This window comes from Solibacillus sp. FSL W7-1472 (assembly GCF_037969775.1).
GTDB classification, from domain to species: Bacteria; Bacillota; Bacilli; order Bacillales_A; family Planococcaceae; genus Solibacillus; species Solibacillus silvestris.
This window is the reverse complement of record NZ_CP150208.1, coordinates 1,720,264-1,745,822: the sequence shown is the minus strand read 5'-3', so window position 1 is coordinate 1,745,822 and position 25,559 is coordinate 1,720,264. Positions and strand designations below refer to the sequence as shown.

Annotated in this window: 28 protein-coding genes; 10 read left to right on the top strand and 18 right to left on the bottom strand. The window is 36.7% G+C overall.

Annotated features, from left to right (window positions below):
* Positions 1-242: 242 nt before the first annotated feature.
* Positions 243-632 carry an ornithine monooxygenase gene (locus MKY07_RS08535; RefSeq protein ID WP_065216054.1) on the bottom strand — a complete coding sequence of 130 codons (390 nt, stop codon included), beginning with the start codon at positions 630-632 and terminating at the stop codon, positions 243-245.
* A 455-nt stretch (positions 633-1,087) separates the two neighbouring features.
* Here MKY07_RS08535 and MKY07_RS08530 point away from each other — a divergent pair, with 455 nt between their 5' ends.
* The 4 genes from MKY07_RS08530 (at position 1,088) to MKY07_RS08515 (ending at position 3,269) form a co-directional block, all read left to right on the top strand.
* A complete protein-coding gene (locus MKY07_RS08530; protein WP_231918651.1) occupies positions 1,088-1,429 on the top strand; it encodes a sigma factor in 342 nt (113 codons plus the stop codon).
* Complete coding sequence (locus tag MKY07_RS08525) at positions 1,395-1,628, top strand: sigma factor-like helix-turn-helix DNA-binding protein (RefSeq protein ID WP_231918652.1); 234 nt, start codon at positions 1,395-1,397, stop codon at positions 1,626-1,628. The genes MKY07_RS08530 and MKY07_RS08525 overlap by 35 nt, the downstream gene beginning before the upstream one ends.
* Positions 1,609-2,568, top strand: coding sequence for a DUF4179 domain-containing protein (locus MKY07_RS08520; protein WP_339264434.1), 960 nt, complete (start codon positions 1,609-1,611; stop codon positions 2,566-2,568). Before MKY07_RS08525 ends, MKY07_RS08520 begins: the two co-directional genes overlap by 20 nt.
* A gap of 344 nt (positions 2,569-2,912) precedes the next feature.
* Positions 2,913-3,269 carry an ABC transporter gene (locus MKY07_RS08515; RefSeq protein WP_339264633.1) on the top strand — a complete coding sequence of 119 codons (357 nt, stop codon included), beginning with the start codon at positions 2,913-2,915 and terminating at the stop codon, positions 3,267-3,269.
* Positions 3,270-3,386: 117 nt separating this feature from the next.
* Here MKY07_RS08515 and MKY07_RS08510 read toward each other — a convergent pair whose 3' ends face one another.
* A complete protein-coding gene (locus MKY07_RS08510) occupies positions 3,387-3,809 on the bottom strand; it encodes a hypothetical protein (RefSeq protein WP_339264433.1) in 423 nt (140 codons plus the stop codon).
* A 637-nt stretch (positions 3,810-4,446) separates the two neighbouring features.
* Here MKY07_RS08510 and MKY07_RS08505 point away from each other — a divergent pair.
* The gene (locus MKY07_RS08505; protein WP_061550137.1) at positions 4,447-5,682 is read left to right on the top strand and encodes an IS110 family transposase; all 1,236 of its coding nucleotides are present in this window, start codon (positions 4,447-4,449) and stop codon (positions 5,680-5,682) included.
* 345 nt (positions 5,683-6,027) lie between these two features.
* Positions 6,028-6,441 carry a protein-disulfide isomerase gene (locus MKY07_RS08500; protein WP_339264432.1) on the top strand — a complete coding sequence of 138 codons (414 nt, stop codon included), beginning with the start codon at positions 6,028-6,030 and terminating at the stop codon, positions 6,439-6,441.
* 378 nt (positions 6,442-6,819) lie between these two features.
* Here the strand turns inward: MKY07_RS08500 and MKY07_RS08495 are convergent, their stop codons facing one another.
* The 3 genes from MKY07_RS08495 to MKY07_RS08485 all read right to left on the bottom strand — a co-directional run bounded on the left by MKY07_RS08495 (position 6,820) and on the right by MKY07_RS08485 (position 8,688).
* Entirely contained in the window at positions 6,820-7,779 is a 960-nt protein-coding gene (locus tag MKY07_RS08495; protein WP_339264431.1) for a threonine/serine dehydratase, read from the bottom strand.
* Positions 7,780-7,884: 105 nt separating this feature from the next.
* On the bottom strand, positions 7,885-8,100 hold the full coding sequence (locus MKY07_RS08490) for a glycosyl transferase (RefSeq protein WP_339264430.1): 216 nt from the start codon (positions 8,098-8,100) through the stop codon (positions 7,885-7,887).
* A gap of 99 nt (positions 8,101-8,199) precedes the next feature.
* On the bottom strand, positions 8,200-8,688 hold the full coding sequence (locus MKY07_RS08485) for a GNAT family N-acetyltransferase (RefSeq protein WP_339264429.1): 489 nt from the start codon (positions 8,686-8,688) through the stop codon (positions 8,200-8,202).
* 272 nt (positions 8,689-8,960) lie between these two features.
* Here MKY07_RS08485 and MKY07_RS08480 point away from each other — a divergent pair, with 272 nt between their 5' ends.
* Positions 8,961-9,431, top strand: coding sequence for a DinB family protein (locus MKY07_RS08480; RefSeq protein ID WP_339264428.1), 471 nt, complete (start codon positions 8,961-8,963; stop codon positions 9,429-9,431).
* Positions 9,432-9,584: 153 nt separating this feature from the next.
* Here the strand turns inward: MKY07_RS08480 and MKY07_RS08475 are convergent, their stop codons facing one another.
* From MKY07_RS08475 to MKY07_RS08415, 13 genes are all read right to left on the bottom strand, one after another.
* Positions 9,585-9,998: a hypothetical protein gene (locus tag MKY07_RS08475; protein ID WP_339264427.1), complete on the bottom strand. Its 414-nt coding sequence runs from the start codon at positions 9,996-9,998 to the stop codon at positions 9,585-9,587.
* 216 nt (positions 9,999-10,214) lie between these two features.
* The gene (locus tag MKY07_RS08470) at positions 10,215-10,637 is read right to left on the bottom strand and encodes a hypothetical protein (protein ID WP_339264426.1); all 423 of its coding nucleotides are present in this window, start codon (positions 10,635-10,637) and stop codon (positions 10,215-10,217) included.
* A gap of 178 nt (positions 10,638-10,815) precedes the next feature.
* On the bottom strand, positions 10,816-11,319 hold the full coding sequence (locus MKY07_RS08465; protein ID WP_339264424.1) for a GNAT family N-acetyltransferase: 504 nt from the start codon (positions 11,317-11,319) through the stop codon (positions 10,816-10,818).
* A 346-nt stretch (positions 11,320-11,665) separates the two neighbouring features.
* A complete protein-coding gene (locus MKY07_RS08460) occupies positions 11,666-12,394 on the bottom strand; it encodes an NAD-dependent protein deacylase (protein ID WP_339264423.1) in 729 nt (242 codons plus the stop codon).
* The gene (locus MKY07_RS08455; RefSeq protein ID WP_339264422.1) at positions 12,384-13,541 is read right to left on the bottom strand and encodes a M20 family metallopeptidase; all 1,158 of its coding nucleotides are present in this window, start codon (positions 13,539-13,541) and stop codon (positions 12,384-12,386) included. Before MKY07_RS08455 ends, MKY07_RS08460 begins: the two co-directional genes overlap by 11 nt.
* A 47-nt stretch (positions 13,542-13,588) precedes the next feature.
* On the bottom strand, positions 13,589-14,503 hold the full coding sequence (locus MKY07_RS08450) for a DMT family transporter (RefSeq protein WP_339264421.1): 915 nt from the start codon (positions 14,501-14,503) through the stop codon (positions 13,589-13,591).
* A 75-nt stretch (positions 14,504-14,578) separates the two neighbouring features.
* Positions 14,579-14,875 (bottom strand): hypothetical protein, encoded by a 297-nt coding sequence (locus tag MKY07_RS08445; protein ID WP_008407820.1) that lies wholly within the window; start codon positions 14,873-14,875, stop codon positions 14,579-14,581.
* A gap of 329 nt (positions 14,876-15,204) precedes the next feature.
* Positions 15,205-16,356, bottom strand: coding sequence for a toxic anion resistance protein (locus MKY07_RS08440; RefSeq protein WP_339264420.1), 1,152 nt, complete (start codon positions 16,354-16,356; stop codon positions 15,205-15,207).
* A gap of 278 nt (positions 16,357-16,634) precedes the next feature.
* Positions 16,635-18,248 (bottom strand): MFS transporter, encoded by a 1,614-nt coding sequence (locus MKY07_RS08435; protein WP_339264419.1) that lies wholly within the window; start codon positions 18,246-18,248, stop codon positions 16,635-16,637.
* A gap of 122 nt (positions 18,249-18,370) precedes the next feature.
* A complete protein-coding gene (gene argH, locus MKY07_RS08430) occupies positions 18,371-19,744 on the bottom strand; it encodes an argininosuccinate lyase (protein ID WP_339264418.1) in 1,374 nt (457 codons plus the stop codon).
* Between the two features lie 87 nt (positions 19,745-19,831).
* Complete coding sequence (locus MKY07_RS08425) at positions 19,832-21,046, bottom strand: argininosuccinate synthase (protein ID WP_339264417.1); 1,215 nt, start codon at positions 21,044-21,046, stop codon at positions 19,832-19,834.
* Between the two features lie 247 nt (positions 21,047-21,293).
* On the bottom strand, positions 21,294-22,040 hold the full coding sequence (locus MKY07_RS08420; RefSeq protein ID WP_339264416.1) for an SDR family NAD(P)-dependent oxidoreductase: 747 nt from the start codon (positions 22,038-22,040) through the stop codon (positions 21,294-21,296).
* Positions 22,041-22,091: 51 nt separating this feature from the next.
* Positions 22,092-22,541, bottom strand: a complete 450-nt coding sequence (locus tag MKY07_RS08415) for an Rrf2 family transcriptional regulator (RefSeq protein WP_179946239.1) — start codon at positions 22,539-22,541, stop codon at positions 22,092-22,094.
* Between the two features lie 244 nt (positions 22,542-22,785).
* On the opposite strand from MKY07_RS08415, the gene hmpA reads away from it, so the two are divergent.
* The 3 genes from hmpA (at position 22,786) to MKY07_RS08400 (ending at position 25,433) form a co-directional block, all read left to right on the top strand.
* Positions 22,786-23,946, top strand: coding sequence for an NO-inducible flavohemoprotein (gene hmpA / locus MKY07_RS08410; RefSeq protein ID WP_008407829.1), 1,161 nt, complete (start codon positions 22,786-22,788; stop codon positions 23,944-23,946).
* 297 nt (positions 23,947-24,243) lie between these two features.
* A complete protein-coding gene (locus tag MKY07_RS08405) occupies positions 24,244-24,546 on the top strand; it encodes a transposase (protein WP_065217046.1) in 303 nt (100 codons plus the stop codon).
* Positions 24,543-25,433, top strand: a complete 891-nt coding sequence (locus MKY07_RS08400) for an IS3 family transposase (protein ID WP_156732622.1) — start codon at positions 24,543-24,545, stop codon at positions 25,431-25,433. The genes MKY07_RS08405 and MKY07_RS08400 overlap by 4 nt, the downstream gene beginning before the upstream one ends.
* Positions 25,434-25,559 lie beyond the last annotated feature (126 nt).

The window sequence follows — 25,559 nt, the reverse complement described above, 5'->3', positions numbered from 1 at the left end:
GTCTCTTTTTTAGAGTAATTTTGTTTATACAGATAGCATAAACAGTTGAAGTAGCTGCACTTATCCTTACAAAGCTTGTTCATAAATTGCATAAAACTTGTTTAAAATCTTTCTTTTCATTGAAGTGTTATTCAACAATATGACCCTTTAATGAAAAAAGCGCTGATCCTAATTACAGAATTGCATCCCAATAATTGTAGTTCCTTGTTCAATTAATTTTTGTCAAAAATCTTTCACGTGGATTAAATCCCCAAAATAGTTTTAACACGATCGTTTTCTTCTTTCTTATCCAAATATTCAAAGAAACCCAGTTCATTCCCCCAGGGATCAGTAAAAGATCCCCATTTTGCAGTTACTTCTTCACGAGAAAATATTTCAAATTTCTCAATTCCTAACTCTTTTACAAGTCTATCTCTTTCAGCAATTATATTAGTAACCCCTAAACGTAAAGGTCCACTGCCTTCAGAAGGCACTCCTTCAGCAACTTGCAACCAATAACCAGGTATTATCTCCCATTCGGCGAATCCTTCATGTGGGATAAAATCAGGTTTCTTATTTAGTAAAATTTCATACCACCTTTGCCCTTGTTGGATATCAGTAACACGGACTTGATTAGTAATTTCAAAAATCACTTATTCCCCTCCTAGAGTTGTATATCTATAAATTCTAGAAGACAAGAAATATTCCTTTTTCTAAATTAAACTGCTGCGTTAGTTAAAGGGCATTACATAAAATTTTTTATTTACTTTACTCAACAATTTGGCCCTATAATTTAATAAAGCACTTTTCTAATCAGAAAAGCGCCCGATTGTTGAAGATCTTTTTCTGTGTCCTCAAACTCTTGTTTGGTAACATTAAGTGCTTACCGTTATAAAACTGCATTTTTCTGAAGCTACTATTCACTAGTGTGTAAATTCGTTGTTTTTGAAATCCTTGTTGTGCTACCTAAAAAGCACTACATTTAAACTACACTTTCCTCCTATTTACAGTTGAATTCATCACAGATTACATATTCCTAAAATTCTTTTTAGATTTTGAAACTTTATAATAGAATTATTTGCTCTAATAAGTGAAAGGAGGTTAGCTCATGAACAATAAAAAAGAACATCTAGCTTTTAAAGCTATTCATGGGGACAAGCTAGCTTTTGAGGAATTATTAAAAGGTGAAGGTGAGAAATTATATAAAATTGCCTTTCTCCATATGCAAAATAAAGAAGATACATTAGATGTACTTCAAGAAGCTACTTGCAAAGCTTATTTAGCAATCGGACAACTCAAGGAGCCAGCCTACTTTAGCACATGGCTTATCAAAATTTTAATCCGTTCCGCTTACAAGGAATTAGAACGAAAGAAAAAAATTAATTACTTTACCCGAAGAAACAATTACATACATTTTGGAATCGAACCAAGTAGAAGAGCCTACGTTTGATTTAACAGAATCACTAGCTACATTAAAACCTGAATATAAAAACGCCATCTTACTATTTTATTATTATGATTTACCGATTCGAACAATTGCTGCTTCGATGGGGAAACCCTCTTCTACGATTAAAACCTATTTACGCCGAGCAAAATTGGAATTAAAACAAAAGTTAGGAGACGATTACTATGCGCAAAGATTTACATGAGATTGAAGTGCCAACAGATGAAGTTTTCCAGGCAATTCAGTTAGGTATTGAGCAAGCGCAACAGCTTGAGATAAAAGCGAAACGTACAAAGGTGACAAAGCGCATGACGTATTTTACTTCTGTAGCAGCAGCCCTGTTTCTGGCTTCAGGGTTTATTTTCACACCTGTTTCGAATGTGTTAGCACAAGTTCCCTTAATAGGCGGTATTTATGAAAAATATCAAATGTCGATTGGTGAACAGATTGCCCACGAACAACTACTTACTGAAATGTCACTCATTGCAAATGATCAAGATATCCAGGTGGAGGTAACATCTGTTTTTTATGATACAACATATGTAGGGATGACATTTAAAGCAACGGGTGCAGTGACGAATACAATCGGTGGCGATAAAGCACCGGAAGCAGGCTTTACTTACGAAATGTTTGATGGTAAAGACACGTCCACTTGGGGTGGCGCATTAGGGTCATTAACAAAAACTGAAAACGGTTATACGGGTGCGCTTATTTTAGATGTCCCTGCTAATGTTACAGAAGATGTTATCTCATTCCCTATTACATTCACGCATATGGCTGGTGTTAGGGGAGAATGGTCATTTGACTTAGCTGTAGAAAAATTACCGTTTAAGCAGCAAATCATCAATCAACAAGTCACTTCAAAAAACAGAGAACTTAGCATTACATTTGATGAAATTCAAATTGGCCGAACGAATGCGAGAATCTCTTATACAGCAAACTTTGAGTCAACAATTGAAGGGCAAACTTATACTTTCGAAGCCTATAATATTCATGGTGAAAAAATAAACTTTAATCAAATTAGTAACGCTACTCTTTTATTAGAACTTCCTAAAGATACAACTTCCATCAAAATCGTACCTGTATTAAAAATAAATAGCGCTAAAACAGAGCAATTGAAACCTATTACGATTGATTTAAATTAACAAATAGTAAAACCCGTTCAGAGCATTTGAACGGGTTTTATAAGTTCACATTTGGTAACCTACTGTTCATAAGCAGCCAAATTCAGCCCTCATTCAATTGAATGGTTGGTGATTGGCGTCAGTTGGGAACCTTGCATAAAAAGAATGTTATTCAATAATATGGCCCTATTATTGAATAAGGGATAGTTATTCGTAAGGTTTACTGCCTTACATACAAAGAAGTTCCCAAATACAATTTTGGGGACTTGATTAAGGGTATGAAACAACGGTTTGGGAAGGTTATACTTCAACTAACGAGGCAATTTAGTTGAACAAGAAGTGATAAAGTATTTCTAACATTGGACGTGATTAAAACGGATATTAGATTACTGGAAATTTATGAAGAATGGCAAGATAAATTAGAAAAGAACGAGTGGTATTTCAGTATTTCTTTTGAATCAATTACTAAAGGAATGACTTCTGAAGAAGCATATAATTATTTACCAAAAGTCATTGAGTTGTTATTTAAGTTAGACGAAGACTATTTGATCTGGGAAGCTCTTTACTTTTTAATTGAACTGTATAGTATTGCAGATACAACCCAGATTCACCCATTTCTTGAAAGTAATTGGTCTGAGTTAACAAATCATATCAAGAAATTTAATGATTCTTATGCTATTCCATTTAAAGTGCTTAAAAATCATCTTAGAATAACAAATTAAGATTATACCTTTTTCTACTAACGGGTGCTTAATGGAACAAGCATTTCGAAATGTGCCCAAACACCGCTTCGGGAACTAAATAAGCCTCGTTTAATTAACTTAAACGAGGCCATTTTGCTATTTAAACAACTTAATATAACATTTCTCATAGTATTCAAATGGCTTGATTATTGGGTTATTTAAATCAATAGACATCTTATATTCTATAGGATCGTTTTCATCACCCAACCAACATATATATAATTCACAATAATCACCTTCTGGAATGAATTGGTTTAGAAATTCACATAACTGAATAAATGTTGTTTGAGCTTTATCAAAATTATGTGGTGAATATTGCTGGTTGTACTCATTCATATTCCAAATAGGTTCGGATTTGTCCATAATCTCATAAACAAATTGTGTAGAAAAATGTTTTTCTTTTACATTCATACGATTTTCCTCATCTGAAAAACAATAATGAATCTCTATAACATCATCTATAACTTCCTCACTTAGTGCTACCTCGAAATTTAACCCTATATAAGTTGCAACGCTCAAAGTAATTCCTCCGATTTGTTAAATAAATAACATTAGATAAAAAATATAGTATAACTCAATACATAAAGAAAACAAATAACATTCACAAATCAAAGTTAGGGGATATAAGAAAAATTGGTAAACGTTGTTGTTTCAGCGTTTACCGATTTTTTATTGAAACATTGTTTATACGAGATTTTATGTATATAAATGAAACAAACATTATTAGAGTAGCTTTTATACTTGCTGGGCAGGTTCTTTAATTTGCATAAAAACTTGTATAGCCATTCTTTTATCGTTATAAATCTACATCTTTTCTAACACTCCCCTTAGAGAAAAAATGTTGTTCTACAATCTGGCCCTTTAACAGAAAAACGCGATTTTCTTATTGAAGAATCGCGCCCAGATCGTATTATTAGGTCAGCCAGAAAATATTTCTGGTTGACCATTTTTTATATCGATATATGATAACGGTAGCCGAGGTAGAACGTTCGCGCCCGTGGGGCTAAGACCTCGTCCGCAAAACAGTTCACCCCCTACTTGTAGAAACATGTTTGAGGCTGGTTGGGACAGTGATCTCGTATAACAAGCGAAGCTATGACACTACAAAGAGGATTTAGGGGTTACCGGCAATTATCATTTTGAAGGAGGAATTATAATGAATCCAGTCATTGGCCTGGATGTAGCTAAAGGTGAAAGTCAGGTTCAAGCTTATTTGGAAAGAAAGAAGCCCTACAAGAAAAGCTTTAAAGTAAAACATGATCTTGATGGGTTAGCTAGTTTATTAGATTTTATTAAAGAAGTAGAAGATATTTCAGGAGAGCGCCCTCCCCTAGTTATGGAGTCTACAGGCCATTATCACACACCAGTTGTTCAATATTTTGAAGACAAAGGTTATTTAATCATTATCGTAAATCCACTCATCTCTTATAAGACGAAAAGTTCTAGTTTACGAAAGGTAAAAACAGATATCGTTGATGCCAATCATCTCTGCGAGCTGTATTATAAAGAGGATTTAGAGCCTTATAAAAAGCGTGGCATCCAACTTGCGAACTTACGTCATCTTACGAGACAGCACGATAATATTACAGGCATGTTTGTACAAACTAAACTACAATTCCAGGCAGTCTTAGATCAAGTATTCCCTGAATATAGTAATGTTTTTGGCGACTTATATTCGAATGTTTCTTTAAAAATACTACAGACTTATCCTACTTCAGAAGATATATTGAGCGCCAATAACGAAGTATTAACAACTAAAATAAAAGAATTCTGTAATTCTCGTTCTCTACAATGGGCAAATCAACAGGCTGAAAAGCTAATGACTGCAGCAGCTCAAAATCCATTTCAACAGGCTTTATATTCTAGCCTTGCCCTAAGTTTAGATATGTATATTAACATGATCTTCGAATACAAAAAACACCTATCCCTACTTGAAAATGAGATAGATGCTTTGGCCAAAAGTATTGAAGAATCGAAGATTATCCAATCAATTCCTGGTATCGGAGAAAAAATCGCTGCCACGATTATATCTGAAATTGGGGAAATTGAAAGGTTTAATCACCCTAAGAAACTAGTCGCATTTGCCGGTCTTGATCCAAGTATCTTTGAATCAGGTACATTCAAAGGCACTTACAACCGAATAACCAAAAGAGGCTCTAGCAGACTACGGCAAGCTTTGTATATGGCTGTTAAATGTGCAATTCGTGATTGTCGAAAACAGAAAACTACAGATGAAATCCTTCCTCGTAATAAGAAACTACGGGCGTTTTATGATAAAAAACGTGAAGAAGGAAAACCATTTAGAGTAGCTGTAATAGCTTGTGCAAACAAACTCTTACATTGGATTTATGCAATATTAAAAAACAAAACTTCTTTCCAAGACATAGCTTGATTTAACAATTTAACCAAGCAAACCTAAACTTTCCAAATCAAGAATTTGGACGGTTATTTGGCATGCACAAATTTAGTATAACATGATATTTTTATTATTTTTAATGAAAATTATTGACAACTATTAGCTGGTTTTGTTGAATAACGAATGCCATTAGTTTTATGCTGGGTTCACAAATTTATGAACAACAATATTCCCAAACACGCTTTGGGAATGTTTCGTTATTCTAAAAGTGCTATTTAGGTTTTGTATTCAGAAAATTGAAACTTTTGTTTATTCGTTCTCGTATAAGTAATTAGCTCTATAAAATCGATTAATTTAATTTAAAAATAGGGAGGGGAATTTATGAAAAAAATTCTTTCGTTAGCAATGCTTATTATTGTCTGTGCTTTAATGCTATTTGGATGTGACCAACAAAATTCATCAAAAAATCCTGATAAAGTTGCGAAAGCTGAGGATTTTGAATCTCATTATTATCAAAGTGATAGGTATACTATATACTTGCATGAAGATGGACTCACAATTGATGGAACTTTTATAAATGATGATAGAAAGAGCATTATTGACAAGGTTGTGGTATCCGAAGTTATGGATAGTCCACATATCCATAAAGAATTGACTAATGCTAAGGTTGAAGTAAAAGGTGATAAATATATTATTACAGCTGATGACGATATATCATTAGAATTTACTAAATTTATGGACCATATTATCGTTGATTCCGAGGGAATGGAATACATTCGCAAGGCAAAAGAATAGAACAATTTTTATTCATTACTATACAAAATAACATTCCCAAAACAAAGTTTGGGAATACACCAAAATGCGGGAAACGTTGATTTAATAACATTTCTCGCTTTTCTTATGGAATATTGTTTATACATGATTTTATGCAAGTCAATGAAACGTTACTAAAGCAGCTTTTATACTTGCTGGGCTTGATCTTTAATTTGCATAAAAACTTGTATAGCCATTCTTTTATCAATATAAATCTGCATCTTCTCTAGGACTCCACCAAGAAAAAAATGTTGCTCCACAATATGGCCCGATTGTTGAATAACTCGTTTATCAAATTATATCTTAAGAATGTTGTTCAACAATCTAGCCTTAAAGAGAATTAAGTCTAGTCTTACGGGGTCATTTCTCACTATTTACAATGAATTGATGGACTTTGTCTAGGTCCACATTTCCGCCAGAAATAACAGTTGCGATATTTTTACCATGAATGTTTAGTTTATTGAACATAGCTGCTGCGATCGTTACGGCTGCCGATGTTTCTATTAGTTGTTTCGTACGTTCCATGACGAAGCTAAAGGACTGGCGAATTTCTTCTTCACTCACAAGGACAATATCGTCTAGATATTTCATAAGTACAGGGAAGGTTAGGTCACCCGGCTGGTTAGTTCTTAATCCGTCCGCAATGGTCTGACTTACGGGAATTGTGGTGATTTTTCCATTTTGTAATGATAGGTATGTATCATTAGCAAGTTCAGGTTCTACCCCAATTACTTTTATTTTCGGGTTAGTTTCTTTAATGGCTGTTAGAATTCCCGATATAAGTCCACCACCACCAATCGGGACAATGATTACATCAACATTCTCCACCTGTTCCAAAATTTCTAATCCAATAGTTCCTTGCCCTGCCATAATCAATGGGTCGTCATAAGGTGGAATGTATACGCCTTTTTTTTGATTTGCAATCGCCTGTGCTCTTGGTATACGTTCTCCAGAAGTAGTCCCGAACATTTGCACCTTACCACCATAAGTTTGGATTGCGTTAACCTTACACTTACTAACGTTTTCAGGCACTACAATGGTTGCCGGAACTCCGTATTTTTTTGCAACATAAGCAACGGCTTGACCGTGATTACCTGATGATGCTGCTGTTACAAACTTCGCACCATTTTCAATCGCATGAATAATTTTATTACTTGCTCCTCGTATTTTAAATGAACCTGTTTTTTGTAAATGCTCTGATTTTAAAAACATCTGATTCCCGCATATTTCAGAAAGTTGCCTTGATTGTAAAATTGGTGTTACATACGCTATATCGCTAATTCGTTCTCTGCCATCTTTCACATCTTTTAAAGAAATCATCTTGTTAATCCCTCCTATTTAACTGCAATAACAAAATCAATCTCAATCGGCCTTTAATTTGGGAACGATTATTTATATTTTATTGTATGTATATGTATAAACATTTTAAGCTTTTGATATTTTAATTAATTTTATTAAACCTACACTAAATATCAAAGTCCCTATTAGCATAAACGAATGGATGAAACCATTTAAAATTGGTACATACTCTCCTGTTAAGTTTCTCTCTGCATAAATAATTCCAACAGCACTATATGCTATCGGCGTGCTTACCAAAACTAAAATTAAACCAAAAATAAAATACCATATGGATTTTTGCATTGCTCGTACCTCCCTTCTCCATTCATAAATTAATATTTCAACAGTTTATAATGTAAACCCTTCAAAATGCCCCAAAGCTTCGTTTGGTAATCTCTCATATTAGAGTACAACAGCCCACCGATAGTTCAATAACTTCTTTAAATCAATTCTCTGGTAAGTTTTATCATAAGAAGATCCATCACTATCATAAAAAATTGCTTTCTTTATATATGGTTCTGATATAGTTTCATAACTGTGCTTTTTAATTAACTTAACCATCTTAGGATTCTCTATTGGATCAACACTCACATATATCTCCGTATAACCTAAATTCCTTGCGATATTTTCCCTGCATCTTATTAAATCTGAACCGATACCATTTCCCCTATATTCCTCTTTTACATAAAGGTCGCTTAATTTGGGGTGTAATGTACCTTTAATCTTAAGCAATCCAAAACCTAATATAATTGAATTTTGTTCAGCAATTAGCAAATAAATTTCTTTATTCATAAATTTCTTTAAATAATGAATAAATAAAGCTCGATTATTTCTAATACTACATAAACCAGACAAGTCGTTTTCATTTGCAAACCTTATAATGTATCGCATTATAACTCTCCTTTTTTACTGACTTGTTACATAATCCTGCGCGATAGTTTAAGTACATTACTTCACAAACCTATTTAAATTTATTCTTATTAAAAGTTATTCAAGAAAATGGCCCTATATCGGAAAAACGCGATCTTCTTATTGAAGAATCTCGCCCGAATGTGGAATAACACGAATAATTTCTGATGACTTGCAAATGTGATAAAATAATTGTTCACTACGAACATCCATTCCTGTATATTAAAGGTAAATCAATAAATGGAGGGTGAATTATGAAATCAATTGAACTTATTCTTTTAAATTTCAATGAAGTACGAAGAAGAAGTATTAAGCTTTGGAATTCTATTCCTCAAGAGAAATTACATTGGAAACCCGATGATGAAGCAATGACTTGTATAGAGATGATTAGGCATGTTCTAGAAAGTGAATATTATTACCACCTAGCTATTCAAAATCGTGGAAGTCTAGAAGTATTCGATTCTCCTTTCGAACAACAACCCTTTACTACTGTAAACGCTGAATTAAATTTTGCTGAACCATATAGAAATCAATTCTTAGAAAGTATCATGTCATTTTCAGAAATAGACCTTATAAACATTAAAATTGATCGTTCCGAATCAGGTTACATAAGAAGTTTAGGCGACATGTTGTTAAGAATAGCCTATCATGAATCAGTTCATACCGGACAATTGCTGGATTACTTAAGAAAGGCAAATGTTCCAAGAATACGAGTTTGGGATTGAGTTTATCAATAGGTGTTATCACTTATGTGATACACCTTTTTTAGTTACTATGTTTATATGTTTCAAATACAGGAAAAGCGCCAGATTGTGATTTATAGCGTATACAAAACAAAAGTAAATAACTTCCCCCTTTAAAAAGTCACGAATTATTCTTTAGATTTTTTGTTGCATATAATATGCTTCGACAATTGGTTTCATATCTGATAGTGTTGCAGGCAAATGACTTTGGTCAATCATAAATTCGAATTTCAAACGATTAGTTTCTTGGCTCGGAAATTCTTGAAAGCGACCTTCACACTTTATTTGTCCAACTGAAGTGAATTGAAGTGTAAATTGCAATGTTCCATCCAAATTCGAAAAGGCAATATTTCCTTTTAGTATTTTATAAGCTTCTTGTAACTCTTCATATAACACAATCAACTCATTTAATGACACCCAAAATTCTGCATTTATTACATAGTAATTTCCACTTTGGATGGATACGGTTCCTTCGTTTTGCCCCTCGATCGTATTTCCTAAATTTATTTCAATAAATCCTTGATTTCCTCCAAGTTTAATTTTATTCAAAATTTATCACCTCTTACTAAAATGCTATCATAAATCATTCCCAAAGCGTCGTTTGTTGACATTTCATAAAGAATGTTATTCCACAATATGGCCCGATTTTGGAATAAAAAGACGAAACCCTGTTGGATTCCGTCTTGAACAATCAATGTGTAACATTATATTCTGTTGTTATTAAAACACGTATAGATAATTAAAACTTGACTTTTAATAGAAACTTTACTGGGTACTCTTTTTTAATATATTAAATAATTCTTTAACGGTTTCGTTATTTTGTATTTTATAGACTTTACCATCAATGTTAAAAAGTCCATTTTCGTTGATTTGGATACTATAAAAATTTCCATTGTGATTAGTCAAAAGGTCGTAACCTTCACTATAAGAGAATTTTAAGTTAGATTTTCTAAATTCCATATCTGTTAGTAAAGTTATTAGCGGCAAAAATAAAGGATTGTCTTTTTTGATACTCTTACCAATAGTTGTAGAGTTATCTACAACAGAGATTTGATTTATTTCTTCACTTAAATTATCTGTATCGAAAATATGTATTTCGAGATTTCTAGATTTATTCACATTTAAAAAAATAATTACTGTAGTTGCTATTAAAATCACGATTAAAAACGAAAGTATATATTTCTTCATAAAAATCACCTCTTAATTATTTTTAACAATTAAAAGGTTTTTAGTAAATAAAAAAGGAATAATATAATTGATAACATTACTAAAAAAGTTATTTTATTTTTTAAGAGGGTTGTAAAATGAAGAATCCCACTTTAATAAGCAATCCGTCCCTATCTAAAAAGGTTCCTTATGTATTTCGTTATTTTCCCTTTAGATTTTTAACCGCCAACATCGAATTATCTTGAATGATGCCTGTATCTACGAAACCAAATGAAGCGTATAATGTTTTCGCTAAGACATTACTTTTATGATAAAAGAGGGCTACATATTCAGCATCTCCATTTGGCATAGTTCCAATATTTATTAAGACCTTTTCAAAAGCCAGTTTACCAAATCCTTTCCCTTGTTGACTTTTATCAATCATATTATGCCAAATAAAATACGCCTTCTTGCCATAAAAAGCTTCATTTTCAAATGATTCATGATCCATCGTATCGTAAATATACATTAAAAATCCAACCATAGTATCATTAGCATAAATGGCTAGCGGTGTAGCTGGTATACCATCTGCATTCAACATATGTGCATCTGCAAAGCATTTGAGGTTTGTAGTTTCTAATATAAATTCTTTCTGGTTTTCTCCAACTTTAAGTGCTATTACTTCGTCTATGTTATCCCCTGATATTTTTCGTAATTCAATCATTTTTTTATCTCCCCCCTAATACAAGTCATTTAATTTTAACATAAATATCCATTTCTCTAAGTGATTGCCGTTTAATTATATCTCCTTGAATAGAATAAATATGGAGAACCAAATATTCACCCCAAAATGAAATCGCAAAAGGTTAATTTTAATAGGAAGATGAACTATTGAAATTAAAATTAGTTGAGTTTATTCAAATACCACAATAAAAAATACATCCATTACCTCTTTAATGGATGTATTTTTATATACTATATATAATCAAACTCAAATCCTCTAAATATAAGATCTGGTTTTATTTTATTATACTATTTAGCCTATAGTAGTATCATTACAGGCTTTGTTATTACTTTTCGAAATCCCCCAACTCTTGGTATACATCCGCTAAAATTTTCCCTGCCGATCCTTCCAAGACTAAATCAAACGAATAGTGTAGACTGGTGGACGTTTGCTCCCGGTTGATGTAGACGAGCTTTCCTTTCGACATGCTTGGCAACTGGTTGACAGGGTAGACTTCCAAACTTGTGCCGATCACAATGACAAGGTCAGCCTGGTGTATTTCATGTAACGTGCGGTCCCATGCCTCGGATGGCAATGTTTCTCCAAAAAGCACCACATTCGGGCGTAATTTTCCTGAACAATACGTACAAATACTGTTATTCAAAAATTGCTCTTTTGCATGTGGCTTGCCGCATTTTTGGCAGCGGATTGTTACAATATTTCCATGCAGTTCCGCTACATTTTTACTTCCGGCCTGCTGATGAAGCTGGTCGACATTTTGGGTCGCAATAAGCGAAACAAGTCCACGCTTTTCAAAGTCCGCTAAAATAAGATGTCCTTCATGGGGTTTGCAGTTGTTCAATGCATTCATTCGTGTCTGGTAAAACTCGCGGAATTGTTCATAGTTCTTTTGCAGGCTTTCTGTCGAAGCAACAATACGTGGATTGATATTTCGCCATAAGCCTGTTGACGAGCGAAAATCCGGTATGCCCGATTCGGTGGACATTCCGGCACCTGTCAGCACTACTGTACGGTTCGATTGTTTCATCAAGTGAGCCAGTGTTTCAGCCGTCATCCTGATTTCCCTCCATCTCAATCTCATTTACAACTTCCAGCAATGTATTCGTCAAAAGCGCGAAACGTTCAATGATATGATCTTTTACAATATGCTCATGTTCTGCATGAATGCCGTCCCCTACTAGTCCAAGGCCATCCAATGTCGGCGTGTATAACGATGTGAAATTGCCGTCACTTGCACCGCCGACTGATGCTTCTTCCACATCAAAACCAAGCTCCTCCGCTTCGTCCTGCGCAATTTCGAACAGTTCTTCACTGTCTTCATCACGTTCCATCGGCGGCCGGTTAATTCCGCCATCAATTTCAATTTTCGTACGTTGATCATATGGCTTTAGCTCTTCGAAATAATCGTCGATACGTTCCTGCTCTGTGCGAGTAACCGATCGGACATCGACTCCTACGTGCGCTTCATCAGGTACGACATTCAGTTTACCGCCGCCCTGGATCATACCGACATTCAGCGTTGTCCCTTTTTCGTAATCGTTCAGTGCATCAATATTCAGGATTTGTCTTGCTGCTTCCGTAATTGCACTGACACCATCCCGCGGATTATTGCCAGCATGCGATGCTAGTCCTCGAATATTCAGCAAATATCTGGATGTCCCTTTCCGCGCAATTTTCAGTTCACCCGAAACAGTAACAGCAGGCTCCAATATAAAAGCCGCCACAGACTTTTTTGCTTCTTCTTCGATTAGCGCTCTGGATGTAGGGCTTCCAATTTCTTCATCGCTGTTCAGGAAAAAAACAACCCGCCGCTTCAAAGGCAGATTCATTTTTTGAACATATTTAAAAAACCAAATAGCACTGACGAGACCTGATTTCATATCCAGAATACCAGGACCAAAAATTTTATCTTCTTCTTCCCGGTATGACAAAGCTCCCTGATCCCAAACGGTATCATAATGACCAATCATTAATATCTGTTCGGTCCCTTCGCCCATTTCAAAACGGAGATGATTGCCGTTATGCTCCATCGCATATTCCGTAGCTTTCACATGAAAATAGTCATAAAACATCGATTGGATCACATCTTTGCACAGATCAAGCAACTCTTTATTCTGTGATGGGGAATCTGCTAATACTAAGCGTTTAATATCGTCTTTAATATCCTTTTCATGCAATATAAAAAAATCGAATGCTTCCATAACAACGCCTCCTTCGTTTTCTATACCCAAAAATGCCTAAGTGACATTCACTTAGACATTCGAAGTGTTGCTTTTTTGCTCCCGGCAATTGATAAATAGACAACAAAAACAAGCATTAATAAAATACCGACATATTGCCAGCTATACAAAGTTGCACCGAGCCAGACAACGGAAATCACCATTGCCGTCAACGGTTCGAAACTCGATAAAATACTCGTTTCAACTGGAGATATGTATTTCAGGCTTGTTAAAAATAAAATATAGGCGAAGGATCCAAAAATACCCGTAGCAATAATAAGAAATACATTTACCGGATCCAGCAACAACAGCCATTGTTCTGTTTTCCAAAGCTGACCCGCTACCGAGAACATAAGCCCGCCTATGATCATACCCCAGCCAATAATGATGATGACCCCTACTTCAGCCATTAGCCGAGCAGGATACAATGTATAAAATGCATACGTAAATCCTAACAGCAGTCCCCAAACAAGCGCTTCATTGCTCACAAGCAACCCTGAAACAGAGCCATTTGTCAGCAATAGAAACAGCCCGACGAGCGTACCGAAAATACCGATCAGTTGACTGCGTGGAGGAAGAACCTTCCCAACGACCGATGTATAGATAACGATGAAGATTGGCGCCAAAAACTGCAACAGTGTTGCAATAATCGCATTGCTCACTTCAATCGATTTTACAAACGTAAATTGTAAACCTACCATTCCTATCACACTGAAAATAAGTAATTGTACCGAATAGTTCCGGTTTTTCCAAATCGAGAATATCGATTTTTTCTGCATAGCTGCAATGCCAAGTATTAAGATGCCTGCAATCATTAACCTTACAGCAAGCATAAATTCGGCGGTCATGGCTGTTTGTTGCAGGAGCCATTCCATCATCGGACCGGTAGCCCCCCAAAATATCGAGCCTACTATAATCATCACTATGCCTTTCAGACGTTCCACAAATACTACCTTCTTCCAACGTTCTATTCATAATAAAATTTTATCATGATTCCATTGTTGGGAAAATAGTACTTATTATTTGATTAGCTCAATCCAGCCACTTTCTTTAATCGTTACACGGGGTGATGCGTACTTTGGAGGTTCGTAGGAAAATACGGTTTTATCAAAATCATCCTTTACAACAAACACATTTAAAAATTGGATTTCATTAATTAATTTTCGAATATGCGCTTTATCATACAAATCGCTTTTTTCATTCATTAAAATAAGCAATTCATTCTTTATACTCAATACGTCCCGTTCATTTGCTCTGCGTATAACACTTTTCGGCATTTTAAGAAATTCGTCGATTTTCATTAAGTTCTTTTCCATCGTTGTCTTCCTTTCCCTCTTGGCAATACTTGTGTAAATCTTCTTTTATTGTTATTTACCCAATTTCACCAAATTCACCCCTAATTAATCACCAGAAAGAAATTTTAGACGGCTTATACGCTTAATATAACAAGCTTTTAAATTGTATGTTAATCCGTATTTTTGAATATATATTTATCGGATAATAGGTGTATACCACATTAGATGGCTGCCCCCAGCCCTCCTATTATTGAGTATAATAAAAGATTCACATCTTCAAAAAACAAGTCAGTGTTCCAAAAATGATAAAAGGCATCGAGCAAAAGATACTCGATGCCTGCATTATTTTATTACATACTTTTTAATTTCTCATACTCAAGCTGCAATTGTTCAATACGCTTACGTCCTTCTTCACGATTGCGCACTGTTTCTGCCTGAATTTGTTTTGTTTCTTCAATACCGGAAATTATCGTTTTCCACGTTGTTTCGATCGTTTCGACTTTGATGCTCGGACTGCCTGCCTGACGCGCAATGTTCACCGAATTTTGTCGCACATTATCCGCGTTTCGTACAAGCATTTCATTTGTTCGACGGTCCAGTTCAGCCATCGAATCGGAAACAAGCTTTTGTCGCTGCATTGTTACGGCATGGATCAGACCTTGTTTGAAAATTGGAATTGTCGTCACGAATGCGGAGTTAATTTTCCCGATTAAATGGTTGTTGCCTTGCTGCATTAAACGAATTTGCGGTGCCGACTGGAATGATACTTGCTGAGCCATTTCAAGATCGTAGCCTCGTTGCTCCAGTAACTCGATTCCGCGAGTAACCGTTTCAAGCTCCATGATCGCTTCATGGTCACCGGAATCCGCTTTTGCCGATAATGCTGGCAATTGCTGACGCAAATCGTTTACTTTAATATCGATTGCCGCAATGTGCTCGCTTAAAGTATGGAAGTAGTTGAGGTTCTCATCATACATTTGTTCCAGCTGCACGGTATTTCGTTTCATTTCCACTTCGTACTTCTGAATTTCGTTATAAACGACATCGACTTCTTTATTCATCGTATCGTATTTGGATAAAATGCGCTCCAACTGCTCTTTGCTTTTTGAAAACAGTTTTTTTAGGAAGCCTTTTTTCTGCTCTTCCTGGAAATCCTGAGGATCAAAACGGTCCATAATTTTATTTAGATTGTTGAGTAATGTTGTCGACTTTTCCAGGTTGCTCTGTTTAATCGTTGCGAGCATACGGTCTGAAAATGTTGAAATACCCTGAGCCGTTTCTTTACCGAATTCGAGAACGGCAATTTGATTTTTCACGTCTATTTTTTCTGCAAGCTGTTGAACTTGCGGCTGTTGTTTTAACTGTTCCTGACGCTGGCGGATTTGAGAAAACTCCTGTTGCGAAACGAGTTGTTTTTGTGGTTGTTCGATCATATCAGTTGTTGGTGCCGGCTCTTGCTCAGCACGTTTATTTAAATCTTCAAATAATGGATTTTCAGCCATGTACGATTCCCCCATTCTATGTATTACTAGTATTTACGTAAATTTTCATGAAAAGTTTCATGCTGTTGCTGCTAATTATAACGCAAAACATTGTGATTATTCTAATTTGAGCCTACCGGAAAATAAACGCACCGCTTTTAGACAACAAAAAATGCCCTTTTATGCGCAAAAGGACACTTTTTGTAAGTCTACTATTGGGGGAGAGACTTCACACCCACACAAGCTTTGCATGAGTCTAATGATAAATTACCCCAAATCGTTCAACCTAAAACACTTTTTTATATTTCCAATGATTTTTTTCGAATCGGTTTTAAAATCAGTCCTAATGCAAAAATACAAATGGCAATTATGACTGCCGAGTAAAATAGTCCGCCATAGCCGTTTTGCGCTGCCATTACCGTTACTTCATTAACAGAATTCAAAATGACTTCTTTTAACGTCGGATCCTGGATATTTTGAACGACCGTCATCATTTGTTCCTCGGAAAACTGACCGCCCGCAGCGAACTGACTGCCCACTTGAGCAAGTTCTGCAGTGGCCTGTTCCGATAAATTTGCCTGTTGTACATTTTGCTGCAAAATTCCTTGGAAATCGTTTTTAAATAGTGATGGGATTTCGCTGAATCCGCGCGCGATAAATCCTGCATAAATTGTCGGCGCAATCGTCATCCCGATTGTTCGAATTAATGAGAGTGACGCTAATGCCGTCCCTTTATTTGCTTCGAGTTTTTCGGTTGCCAAAATGTTCAGTGGTGCTCCTAGAAGAACGCCCATGCCGACACCGCCAATTACGGAAGCAATGACAAACTGCCATTTTGCATCAATCCATGTCGGGAACAGGAAAAAGCCAATTGCAGCAACGAGACCGGAAAACAGAACAGCTAATACCGGGCCACGTTTATCGACTAGAATACCGCCAACCGCTGCCCCAATACCTGCAGCTAGTGCAAGTGGTGTCATCCAGTAACCCGCATGTTCGGATTTAATACCCAATACTTGTTCTGAAAAGGCCGGAATGAAAATCATCGCAGCAAGCATTGCACCAGATAGAAGACCTAGCAGCAATGTCAGTAAATAAGTAGGCTGACGCATTAACGCTACCGGTAAAATCGGGTCTCCTCCACGACGCTCAAGACGAGTTTCATAGAAATAAAGGATAACAAGAACAATAATTCCAGCTAGTAAATAAGGATATACGGTTGGTTCGATCAACGAGCTGAAAAAGTTGATGCCCTCAATATTAGTCAGTCCGTACATAATTCCTAAAATTGCAATGGAAAGCAGTACCGTACCGGTCATATCGAGCTTGCCAGGTGCTGCGTCTTTCGTTTCTTCCAGTTTGAGAAAACCCATGATCACAAGAAAAATTGCGATCGGCACATTGATTAAAAACAGCCAATGCCAGCTGCCTGTGAGATCCAAAATGACACTTCCGATATTCGGACCTAACACTGCGGCAACCCCGTTCATCCCGCCAAGCAATCCTAGTGCTTTCCCTTGCTTTTCTGCTGGCAGTGTACTCACGACATATGAAGTACCGATAATAAAAATACCGCCGCCGCCCATTGCCTGGATAAAGCGGGAAATTAAATAAAACGTAAAGTTCGGGCTAAGTGCAACGAGCAGAGATCCAAGACCAAACAACGCAATTTCAACAATAAACAGTTTTTTACGTCCATAACGGTCCGAGAGTTTCCCGACAATCGGGACACTGATTGCCAAGCCAAGAGTATACAACGTGACACCCCAAGCTCCCCAGTTTGCTTCAACATTGAATGAGCTGTTGATTGTAGTGAGAGCTGCACTGATGATCCCATTGTCAAGTGCCGCCATAAATACGCCCAGTGCAAATAAAGTAAGCACCCATGTTTGTGAAGTCTTCGCATTCGTCATAAAAAGACACCTTTCTTTTTAAGTTACCTATTATTATACTGCTAATTTTGAAATTGACTAAGAAAAAGTACCAAAAAAAGGAACAAAAATGTCCTGTAAAAATTTCTACAGGACATCCATTGTTAAACTAATAGCTGTTTCGCATTTTGAATTTGAAGTGCTACTTGCTCAAAACCTGTACCGCCCAATGAATTACGTCGGCTGACAGCAGCTTCCGGTGCAAGTACTGCATAAATATCTTCTTCAATTAACGCAGATTCTTTCTGCATTTCTTCCAATGGCAGATCCAGTAGGTAAATTCCTTGCTGGATGCATGTAAATACAAGCTTCCCTGTTACTTCATGTGCTTCACGGAACGGCATTCCTTTTGTCGCCAAATAATCCGCAAGCTCTGTCGCATTTGAAAAGTCTGAATGTACAGCACTGTGTAGACGAGCTTTGTTGACCGTCATCGTACGAACCATACCTTCGAAGATTTTCAGTGAGCCTAATACGGTTTCCATCGTATCGAACATGCCCTCTTTATCTTCCTGCATATCTTTGTTATATGTTAATGGCGTACCTTTTAAAACTGTTAACAGCCCCATTAAGTTCCCGTATGCACGGCCAGTTTTCCCGCGGATCAGCTCTGCCATATCCGGGTTTTTCTTTTGTGGCATAATGGATGAACCCGTTGAGAACGCATCATCCAGCTCGATAAATTTAAATTCATCTGTCGACCAAATAATGATTTCTTCCGCAAAACGTGATAAGTGTGTCATTAATAGTGCTGAATTCGATAAAAATTCGACGATAAAGTCACGATCACTTACCGCATCCATTGAATTGGCATATACTTCAGCAAATCCAAGCAGTTCAGCCGAATTTAGACGGTCGATCGGGAATGTTGTACCTGCCATCGCTCCGGCACCTAAAGGTAAAATATCAATACGTTTCATTGATTCTGTAAAACGCTCTTTATCACGTTGCAGCTGCCAGAAGTACACCATTAAATGGTGGGCAAAACTAATCGGCTGCGCACGCTGTAAATGCGTGTAGCCAGGAGCAATCGTGTCCACATTCTGCTCCGCCTGCTCGATAATCGTTTTTTGGAAATGTTCGATTAATCCGATCACTTCAGGTACACGTTTCTTTAAAAATAAGTGCATATCTGTTGCTACTTGGTCATTACGTGAGCGTCCAGTATGCAGCTTCCCGCCAACAGGACCGATCAAATCAATCAGCATCTTCTCAAGATTTAAATGGATGTCTTCATTTGAAACTGAAAACTCCAGTTCACCTGCTTCGGCTTTTACTTTTAATTGTGCCAGACCATCCAGAATTTTCTCGACATCTTCTTTTGGTAAAATATTTTGTGCTCCAAGCATTGTGACATGCGCTACAGATCCTTCAATATCTTCCAATACTAACTGCTGATCAAAGCCAATCGATGCCCCGAACTCGTCAACCCAGCTTTCTGCAGACTTTTGGAAACGACCGCCCCATAATTTTGCCATAGTAGTTTCACTCCTCAACTTATGTTCCTCATAATAGAAGAAGCGACTCGGGTTCCGAATCGCTCACTTCATTAACCGTATATCTAATTATTTATTTACTGTTTCTTTTGTGCTTTTTGCTACTTCTGATGCTACAACTGTTGGCATACCCCATAATTCGATAAAGCCTACAGCAGAAGCGTGGTTGAATTGGTCATTTTTTGAATATGTCGCCAATTCTTCAGAGTATAGAGAATTTGGAGATTTACGTCCTTCAACAATCGCATGACCTTTGTAAAGTTTTACACGAACTGTTCCGTTTACATACTTTTGCGTTTCTTTTAAGAATGCTTCAAGAGCTGTACGGATTGGATTGAACCAAAGACCGTTATAGATGATTTCAGATAGTTTTTGTTCAATGATTGGTTTGAAATGCGCCAATTCTTTTACTAATGTAATATCTTCTAATTCTTTATGCGCTGTTAATAACACTTTCGCACCTGGAATTTCGTATACTTCACGAGATTTAATACCAACTAGACGGTTTTCAACGTGGTCGATACGGCCAATACCGTGTTCGCCCGCAATTTTATTCAATTCTTGAATTAAGTCTGCTAGTTTCATTTGAATACCGTTAATAGAAACTGGTTTACCTTCAACGAATTCGATTTCCACATATTCCGGAGTATCCGGTGCTTGTTCCAATGAAACTGTTAAACCGTAAGCTTCTTCTGGTGGTGCAACCCAAGGATCTTCCATGACACCCGCTTCGTTTGCACGGCCCCATAGGTTTTGGTCAATCGAGAATGGTGAATCGAGTGTTGCCGGAATTGGAACACCGTGTTTTGCTGCGTATTCGATTTCTTCGTCACGGCTCCAGCCCCACTCACGTACAGGTGCTAATACTTCAAGATCCGGATTTAATGCTTTAATTGATACTTCAAAACGTACTTGGTCATTCCCTTTACCAGTACAACCGTGTGCTACTGCATCGGCATTTGTTTCATTTGCGATTTCTACTAATTTTTTAGAAATTAATGGACGAGATAATGCAGAAACTAATGGATATTTTTGCTCATACCAAGTGTGACCTTGTAGTGAAATTAATGCAAAGTCTTCTGCAAACTCATCTTTTGCATCGATCATATATGATTCAACAGCACCTACTTGAAGTGCTTTATTACGGATAAATTCCAAGTCTTTACCTTCACCAACATCAAGACATACTGCGATTACGTCCCAACCTTGTTCTTTTAACCACGGAATTGCTACTGATGTATCAAGACCACCTGAATATGCTAATACGACTTTCTTGTTCGCCATGTTAATTGCCCCCAAATGATGTATGTTTATACATTGAATTAATAGTTTATACACGAATAGTAACACGTTATAAAAATAAACGCAACTGCATTTATATAAATTTTTTCACTTTTTGATACAATCTAAAAACATTCATTCGTGAAGTTTTCACAAGCTCTCGTTCATGCATAAATATGCTATTAATTGCAGCAGATTACAAAAGAGAGCAATTCAATTTTTATGACTGAAAAATCGAATGCTCTCACACTTACTTCTTATTAAAGAAACCTTTGCCTACAAATTCTACAAGTGCTGGCGCTACCGCATATAATTTACTCGTTACACTCATAATACGAGGTAGATTCACTTCTCGAGGACGCTTCTCGATTGAATCGACAACTTCTTTCGCTACTTTTTCAGGCGGTAGTAGAAATTTTCCGATTGCTTCCTTATAAGCGTTCGTTGCATCGGCTTTCTGAATAAATGGTGTATCGATCGGTCCCGGATAAATCCCCGTAACATGTATATTGTATTCTGCCAACTCCAGTCGAAGGCCATTCACAAAGCCGGTAATTGCATGTTTACTCGCTGCATATACACTTGCTTTTTTCGTTGCGACCTTGCCCGCCTGTGAACCAACGAAGATAAAGTGGCCGTTCTTCTTTGCAATCATTGCCGGTGCGAGACGTTTTGCCAAGTAAATCGGCGCACGTACATTCACATCTAACATTTGATCGATTTCCCGGTCCGCTAAATCAACCGCACTTTCAAAGTAGCCTAATCCGGCATTTAAAATCGCGATATCGATTGGCGGCAATTGCGATACGACTTCATCTATCTGAGATGGAATTGTTAAATCCGCTTTGTAGGCAACCGCTCCGATCCCATTTAAATAGTTGATGGCACTGTCATTTCTTCCAGTTGCATAAACGGTGTGTCCTTTTTTTACTAACATTTCTGTTATGATGCGTCCAATACCGCTTGTCGCACCTGTAATAAAAACTGTCTTTTTCATAGCTTCCCTCTTTATTTTCTTATTTTTATGTATATAAAAACTAGTAAATATTTATTTACTAGTTTGGGTAATGCCGAATAATTCACTTAAAATGTCTTTCGATACGAGCACATCCGCCAATGTATAGGTATCAAGCACAGCCAAATATGCTTTTAATGCTTCCTGTAAAGCAAATTTCAGCCTGCACTCGGGTGATATTTTGCAAAGGTTCCCTTCCGGATTAAAACATTCAACTAGGTGGAAGTCATCTTCCGTTTTGCGCACGACTTCACCGATATTAATTTGTTCAGGTTCCACTGCCAAACGAATACCGCCACCACGTCCGCGAATCGTTTCAATATAGCCAAGTTTTCCTAAATCATGCGTAACTTTCATTAAATGGTTTTTGGAAATCTGATACGCATCTGCAATTTCCTGAATCGTAACTAAATTTTCTCTGCCCCGTACACCTAAATACATGAGCGTACGTAAAGAATAATCTGTATATACTGTTAACCGCACGCTGTTCACCATCTTTCTTCAACTTAAGTATAACATTTTAAATAAAATGTTCGAATAGAACGGCTTATGTTTGTCGATGAATTCATTATAATATTTTGTGTCCAATTTGTTAAAGATGTATTTTCTATATATGTTTGTGACAGATCTGTTAAAGATGTATTTTTGATATTGCTTTAAATTTTTTTTAGCAGTATATTGATGGTGCAAGAAATAAACTAACCAATTTTGAGGGGACGTGCAATGTATGTTAGCACAACAAACAATTGATACAATCAAATCAACAGTACCTGTATTGGAGGTACACGGATTAGCGATTACTAAAACTTTCTATTCAAACCTATTCAGAGAAAACCCGGAATTACTGAACATTTTTAATCATACAAACCAAAAGAAAGATCGTCAGCAAACAGCTTTAGCAAACACAGTTTATGCAGCAGCAGTTCACATCGATCACTTGGAGGCAATCGTACCGGCTGTTGTTCAAATTGCCCATAAACACGTAAGTTTAGGTATTTTACCGGAGCATTATCCGATTGTCGGCAAATATTTATTAGAAGCGATTAAAGAAGTTCTTGGAGATGCGGCAACAGATGAAATTATCGACGCTTGGGGTAAAGCATACGGCGTCATTGCAGATGTATTCATTTCAGTTGAAGAAGATTTATACAAAGCAGCAGAAAATGCTGGAGGATGGCGCGCATTCAAAGAATTTACAATTGCAGAAGTTGTGGAAGAAAGCGAAGCAGTCAAATCTTTCTACTTAAAACCAGTTAACGGCGAAAAACTGCCTGCCTTTAAAGCTGGTCAATTCATTACATTACGTACACAAGTACCTGGTGAACAATACTTAATGAACCGACAATATACATTAACAGACGGTTCGGAAGATTATTTCCGCATTTCTGTAAAACGTGAAGATGATGTAACACCGAACGGAATTGTTTCCAACTTCCTTCATAACGCAGAAATCGGCACTAAAGTGGATGTAAGTGCTCCTGCAGGTGTGTTCACATTAGTAGAAAATGAAAGCCCTGTTCTATTTATCAGCGGTGGTGTTGGTGTAACGCCATTACAAGGAATGCTGAAAACAATGGAAGGTCGCCAAGCATCATTTATTCAATGTGCTCGCAACGAAAATGTAGCGGCATTTAAAGAAACAATCGAAGAAAACGTTGCAGCGACAGACGGTAAGTATAAAGCGGTTTATTCAGATATAGACGGCTATATTACAAAAGCGCAAATTGAGGAATTCCTAGTTCCTGGTATGGAAGTCTATGTATGTGGTCCAACAGTATTCATGGAAACGGTGATCCAATACTTAGTTGAGCTCGGTGTACCAGCTGAGAAGATTCATTATGAATTTTTCGGTGCAGCAATGGCGTTGCAGATTAAGAAGACAGCTTAATTTATAGTAAAGCTTTTATATAGTATGAAGAAGAAACAGCCAGTTTCCGGTAGCCATACCGGTGACTGGTTTTTTGTTTTCCTCCCCTTTCACTACTAATTTTTACTATGTTTCTGTGTTTCTAATAAATTGGTGCGATGTTCTAATAAACCCGAAAAAGTTCTAATAAAACACCGATCTTCTAATATAAGTCGTCAATATTCAAATAAGTGGTTGAGGTCTGAGGTTAGTATAAAAAATGGACACGTCTTAAGAGACACTTTAAGATTAAGATATCTAAAAAAGGACGTGGAACCGATGAAAGAAAAACAAACTCGTAAACGATTAGACACACAAACAAAAGAATACATTTTAAAGTCTGTTTTAGAAGATGGCGCAAAAGTTTCAGATCTGGCATTTAAGTTTGAAATTGGATCTTCAACGATCCATAAATGGATTAAAGATTATCGTGAATCGAAAAATCAGGATGTCACACGTTACTTTACTTCTAGCGAAGTAGATAAGTTGCAGGCAGCGTTTGATAAGAAGTTACGTGATTTGGAAGAAGAGAATGAAATTCTAAAAAAGGCTATGCACATCTTCGCGAAAAACCCCGAGTGATTTATGCATTCATTGAAAAGCATAAAAACGACTTTGGCATTGCGATGATGTGTAAAGTATTGATGGTTTCAAAAAGCGGTTATTATGATTGGCGTAAAAAACAGATACAGCCCTTATCGGAAAAAGAAGTACGTGATACAGAAATTGCCCATCAGATTCATCGATCGTATGCGAGGAGTTTTGGTACATACGGTAGCCCTCGAATTGCGCAAGACTTAGCGAGTTTAGGGTATGTCTGTTCGCAAAAGAAAATTGCGAATATGATGCGAAACCTTGGGTTAAGTGCCGTAATCCCGAAAACTGTTCAACGAACAACGGATTCCAATCACCATCAATTTATTTATCCGAATCTAGTCAAACGCCAATTTCAAGTAAAAGAGAAAAATAAAGTATGGGTCGCAGATATAACTTATATCCGAACACTGGAGGGGTGGGTGTATCTTGCGTCAATCATGGATTTATATTCTCGTAAAATCGTCGGCTGGGCCATCGCAGATCATATGGAAGAAACATTAGTAGATCAAGCCTTGAAGCATGCTTTAGCAGTTCGAAAACCCGAAAAAGGATTAGTTCATCATTCAGATCGAGGTGCACAATATTGTGCCACAAGCTATACAAGAACTTTAAAAGAACATGGGATTAAAATTAGCATGAGTCGTAAAGGAGATCCCTATGACAATGCGTGTATTGAATCCTTCCACGCCACAATCAAAAAAGAATGGATCTATCGTCACCGTTTCGAATCCAAAAAAGAAGCAAGAAAGAGCGTGGAGTCATATATCGTAAACTTTTACAATGAACGACGACGTCATTCAACAATCGGTTATTTATCACCAAACCAATTTGAGAGAAATCAACAGGAGCCCGTTTGTCAAAATGCCTCATAAAGTTCTCTTACAGGGTTTTCATCCCTCCATGCCCAGGTCTGGGCATGGAGGGATGAAAAGCAGAGCAACCGAAGGGCGGTAGCAAAAAAAGTCTCTTAACGTTTGTCCGAAATATTGACGGAAGAC

What these genes read in the sequence shown, in the direction of transcription:
- MKY07_RS08530 (WP_231918651.1), top strand. Translation starts at nt 1,088, where the DNA reads ATGAACAATAAAAAAGAACATCTAGCTTTTAAAGCTATTCATGGGGAC.
- MKY07_RS08520 (WP_339264434.1), top strand. Translation starts at nt 1,609, where the DNA reads ATGCGCAAAGATTTACATGAGATTGAAGTGCCAACAGATGAAGTTTTC.
- MKY07_RS08505 (WP_061550137.1), top strand. Translation starts at nt 4,447, where the DNA reads ATGAATCCAGTCATTGGCCTGGATGTAGCTAAAGGTGAAAGTCAGGTT.
- MKY07_RS08500 (WP_339264432.1), top strand. Translation starts at nt 6,028, where the DNA reads ATGAAAAAAATTCTTTCGTTAGCAATGCTTATTATTGTCTGTGCTTTA.
- MKY07_RS08495 (WP_339264431.1), bottom strand. Translation starts at nt 7,779, where the DNA reads ATGATTTCTTTAAAAGATGTGAAAGATGGCAGAGAACGAATTAGCGAT.
- MKY07_RS08490 (WP_339264430.1), bottom strand. Translation starts at nt 8,100, where the DNA reads ATGCAAAAATCCATATGGTATTTTATTTTTGGTTTAATTTTAGTTTTG.
- MKY07_RS08485 (WP_339264429.1), bottom strand. Translation starts at nt 8,688, where the DNA reads ATGCGATACATTATAAGGTTTGCAAATGAAAACGACTTGTCTGGTTTA.
- MKY07_RS08480 (WP_339264428.1), top strand. Translation starts at nt 8,961, where the DNA reads ATGAAATCAATTGAACTTATTCTTTTAAATTTCAATGAAGTACGAAGA.
- MKY07_RS08470 (WP_339264426.1), bottom strand. Translation starts at nt 10,637, where the DNA reads ATGAAGAAATATATACTTTCGTTTTTAATCGTGATTTTAATAGCAACT.
- MKY07_RS08465 (WP_339264424.1), bottom strand. Translation starts at nt 11,319, where the DNA reads ATGATTGAATTACGAAAAATATCAGGGGATAACATAGACGAAGTAATA.
- MKY07_RS08460 (WP_339264423.1), bottom strand. Translation starts at nt 12,394, where the DNA reads ATGACGGCTGAAACACTGGCTCACTTGATGAAACAATCGAACCGTACA.
- MKY07_RS08455 (WP_339264422.1), bottom strand. Translation starts at nt 13,541, where the DNA reads ATGGAAGCATTCGATTTTTTTATATTGCATGAAAAGGATATTAAAGAC.
- MKY07_RS08445 (WP_008407820.1), bottom strand. Translation starts at nt 14,875, where the DNA reads ATGGAAAAGAACTTAATGAAAATCGACGAATTTCTTAAAATGCCGAAA.
- MKY07_RS08440 (WP_339264420.1), bottom strand. Translation starts at nt 16,356, where the DNA reads ATGGCTGAAAATCCATTATTTGAAGATTTAAATAAACGTGCTGAGCAA.
- MKY07_RS08435 (WP_339264419.1), bottom strand. Translation starts at nt 18,248, where the DNA reads ATGACGAATGCGAAGACTTCACAAACATGGGTGCTTACTTTATTTGCA.
- argH (WP_339264418.1), bottom strand. Translation starts at nt 19,744, where the DNA reads ATGGCAAAATTATGGGGCGGTCGTTTCCAAAAGTCTGCAGAAAGCTGG.
- MKY07_RS08425 (WP_339264417.1), bottom strand. Translation starts at nt 21,046, where the DNA reads ATGGCGAACAAGAAAGTCGTATTAGCATATTCAGGTGGTCTTGATACA.
- MKY07_RS08420 (WP_339264416.1), bottom strand. Translation starts at nt 22,040, where the DNA reads ATGAAAAAGACAGTTTTTATTACAGGTGCGACAAGCGGTATTGGACGC.
- hmpA (WP_008407829.1), top strand. Translation starts at nt 22,786, where the DNA reads ATGTTAGCACAACAAACAATTGATACAATCAAATCAACAGTACCTGTA.
- MKY07_RS08405 (WP_065217046.1), top strand. Translation starts at nt 24,244, where the DNA reads ATGAAAGAAAAACAAACTCGTAAACGATTAGACACACAAACAAAAGAA.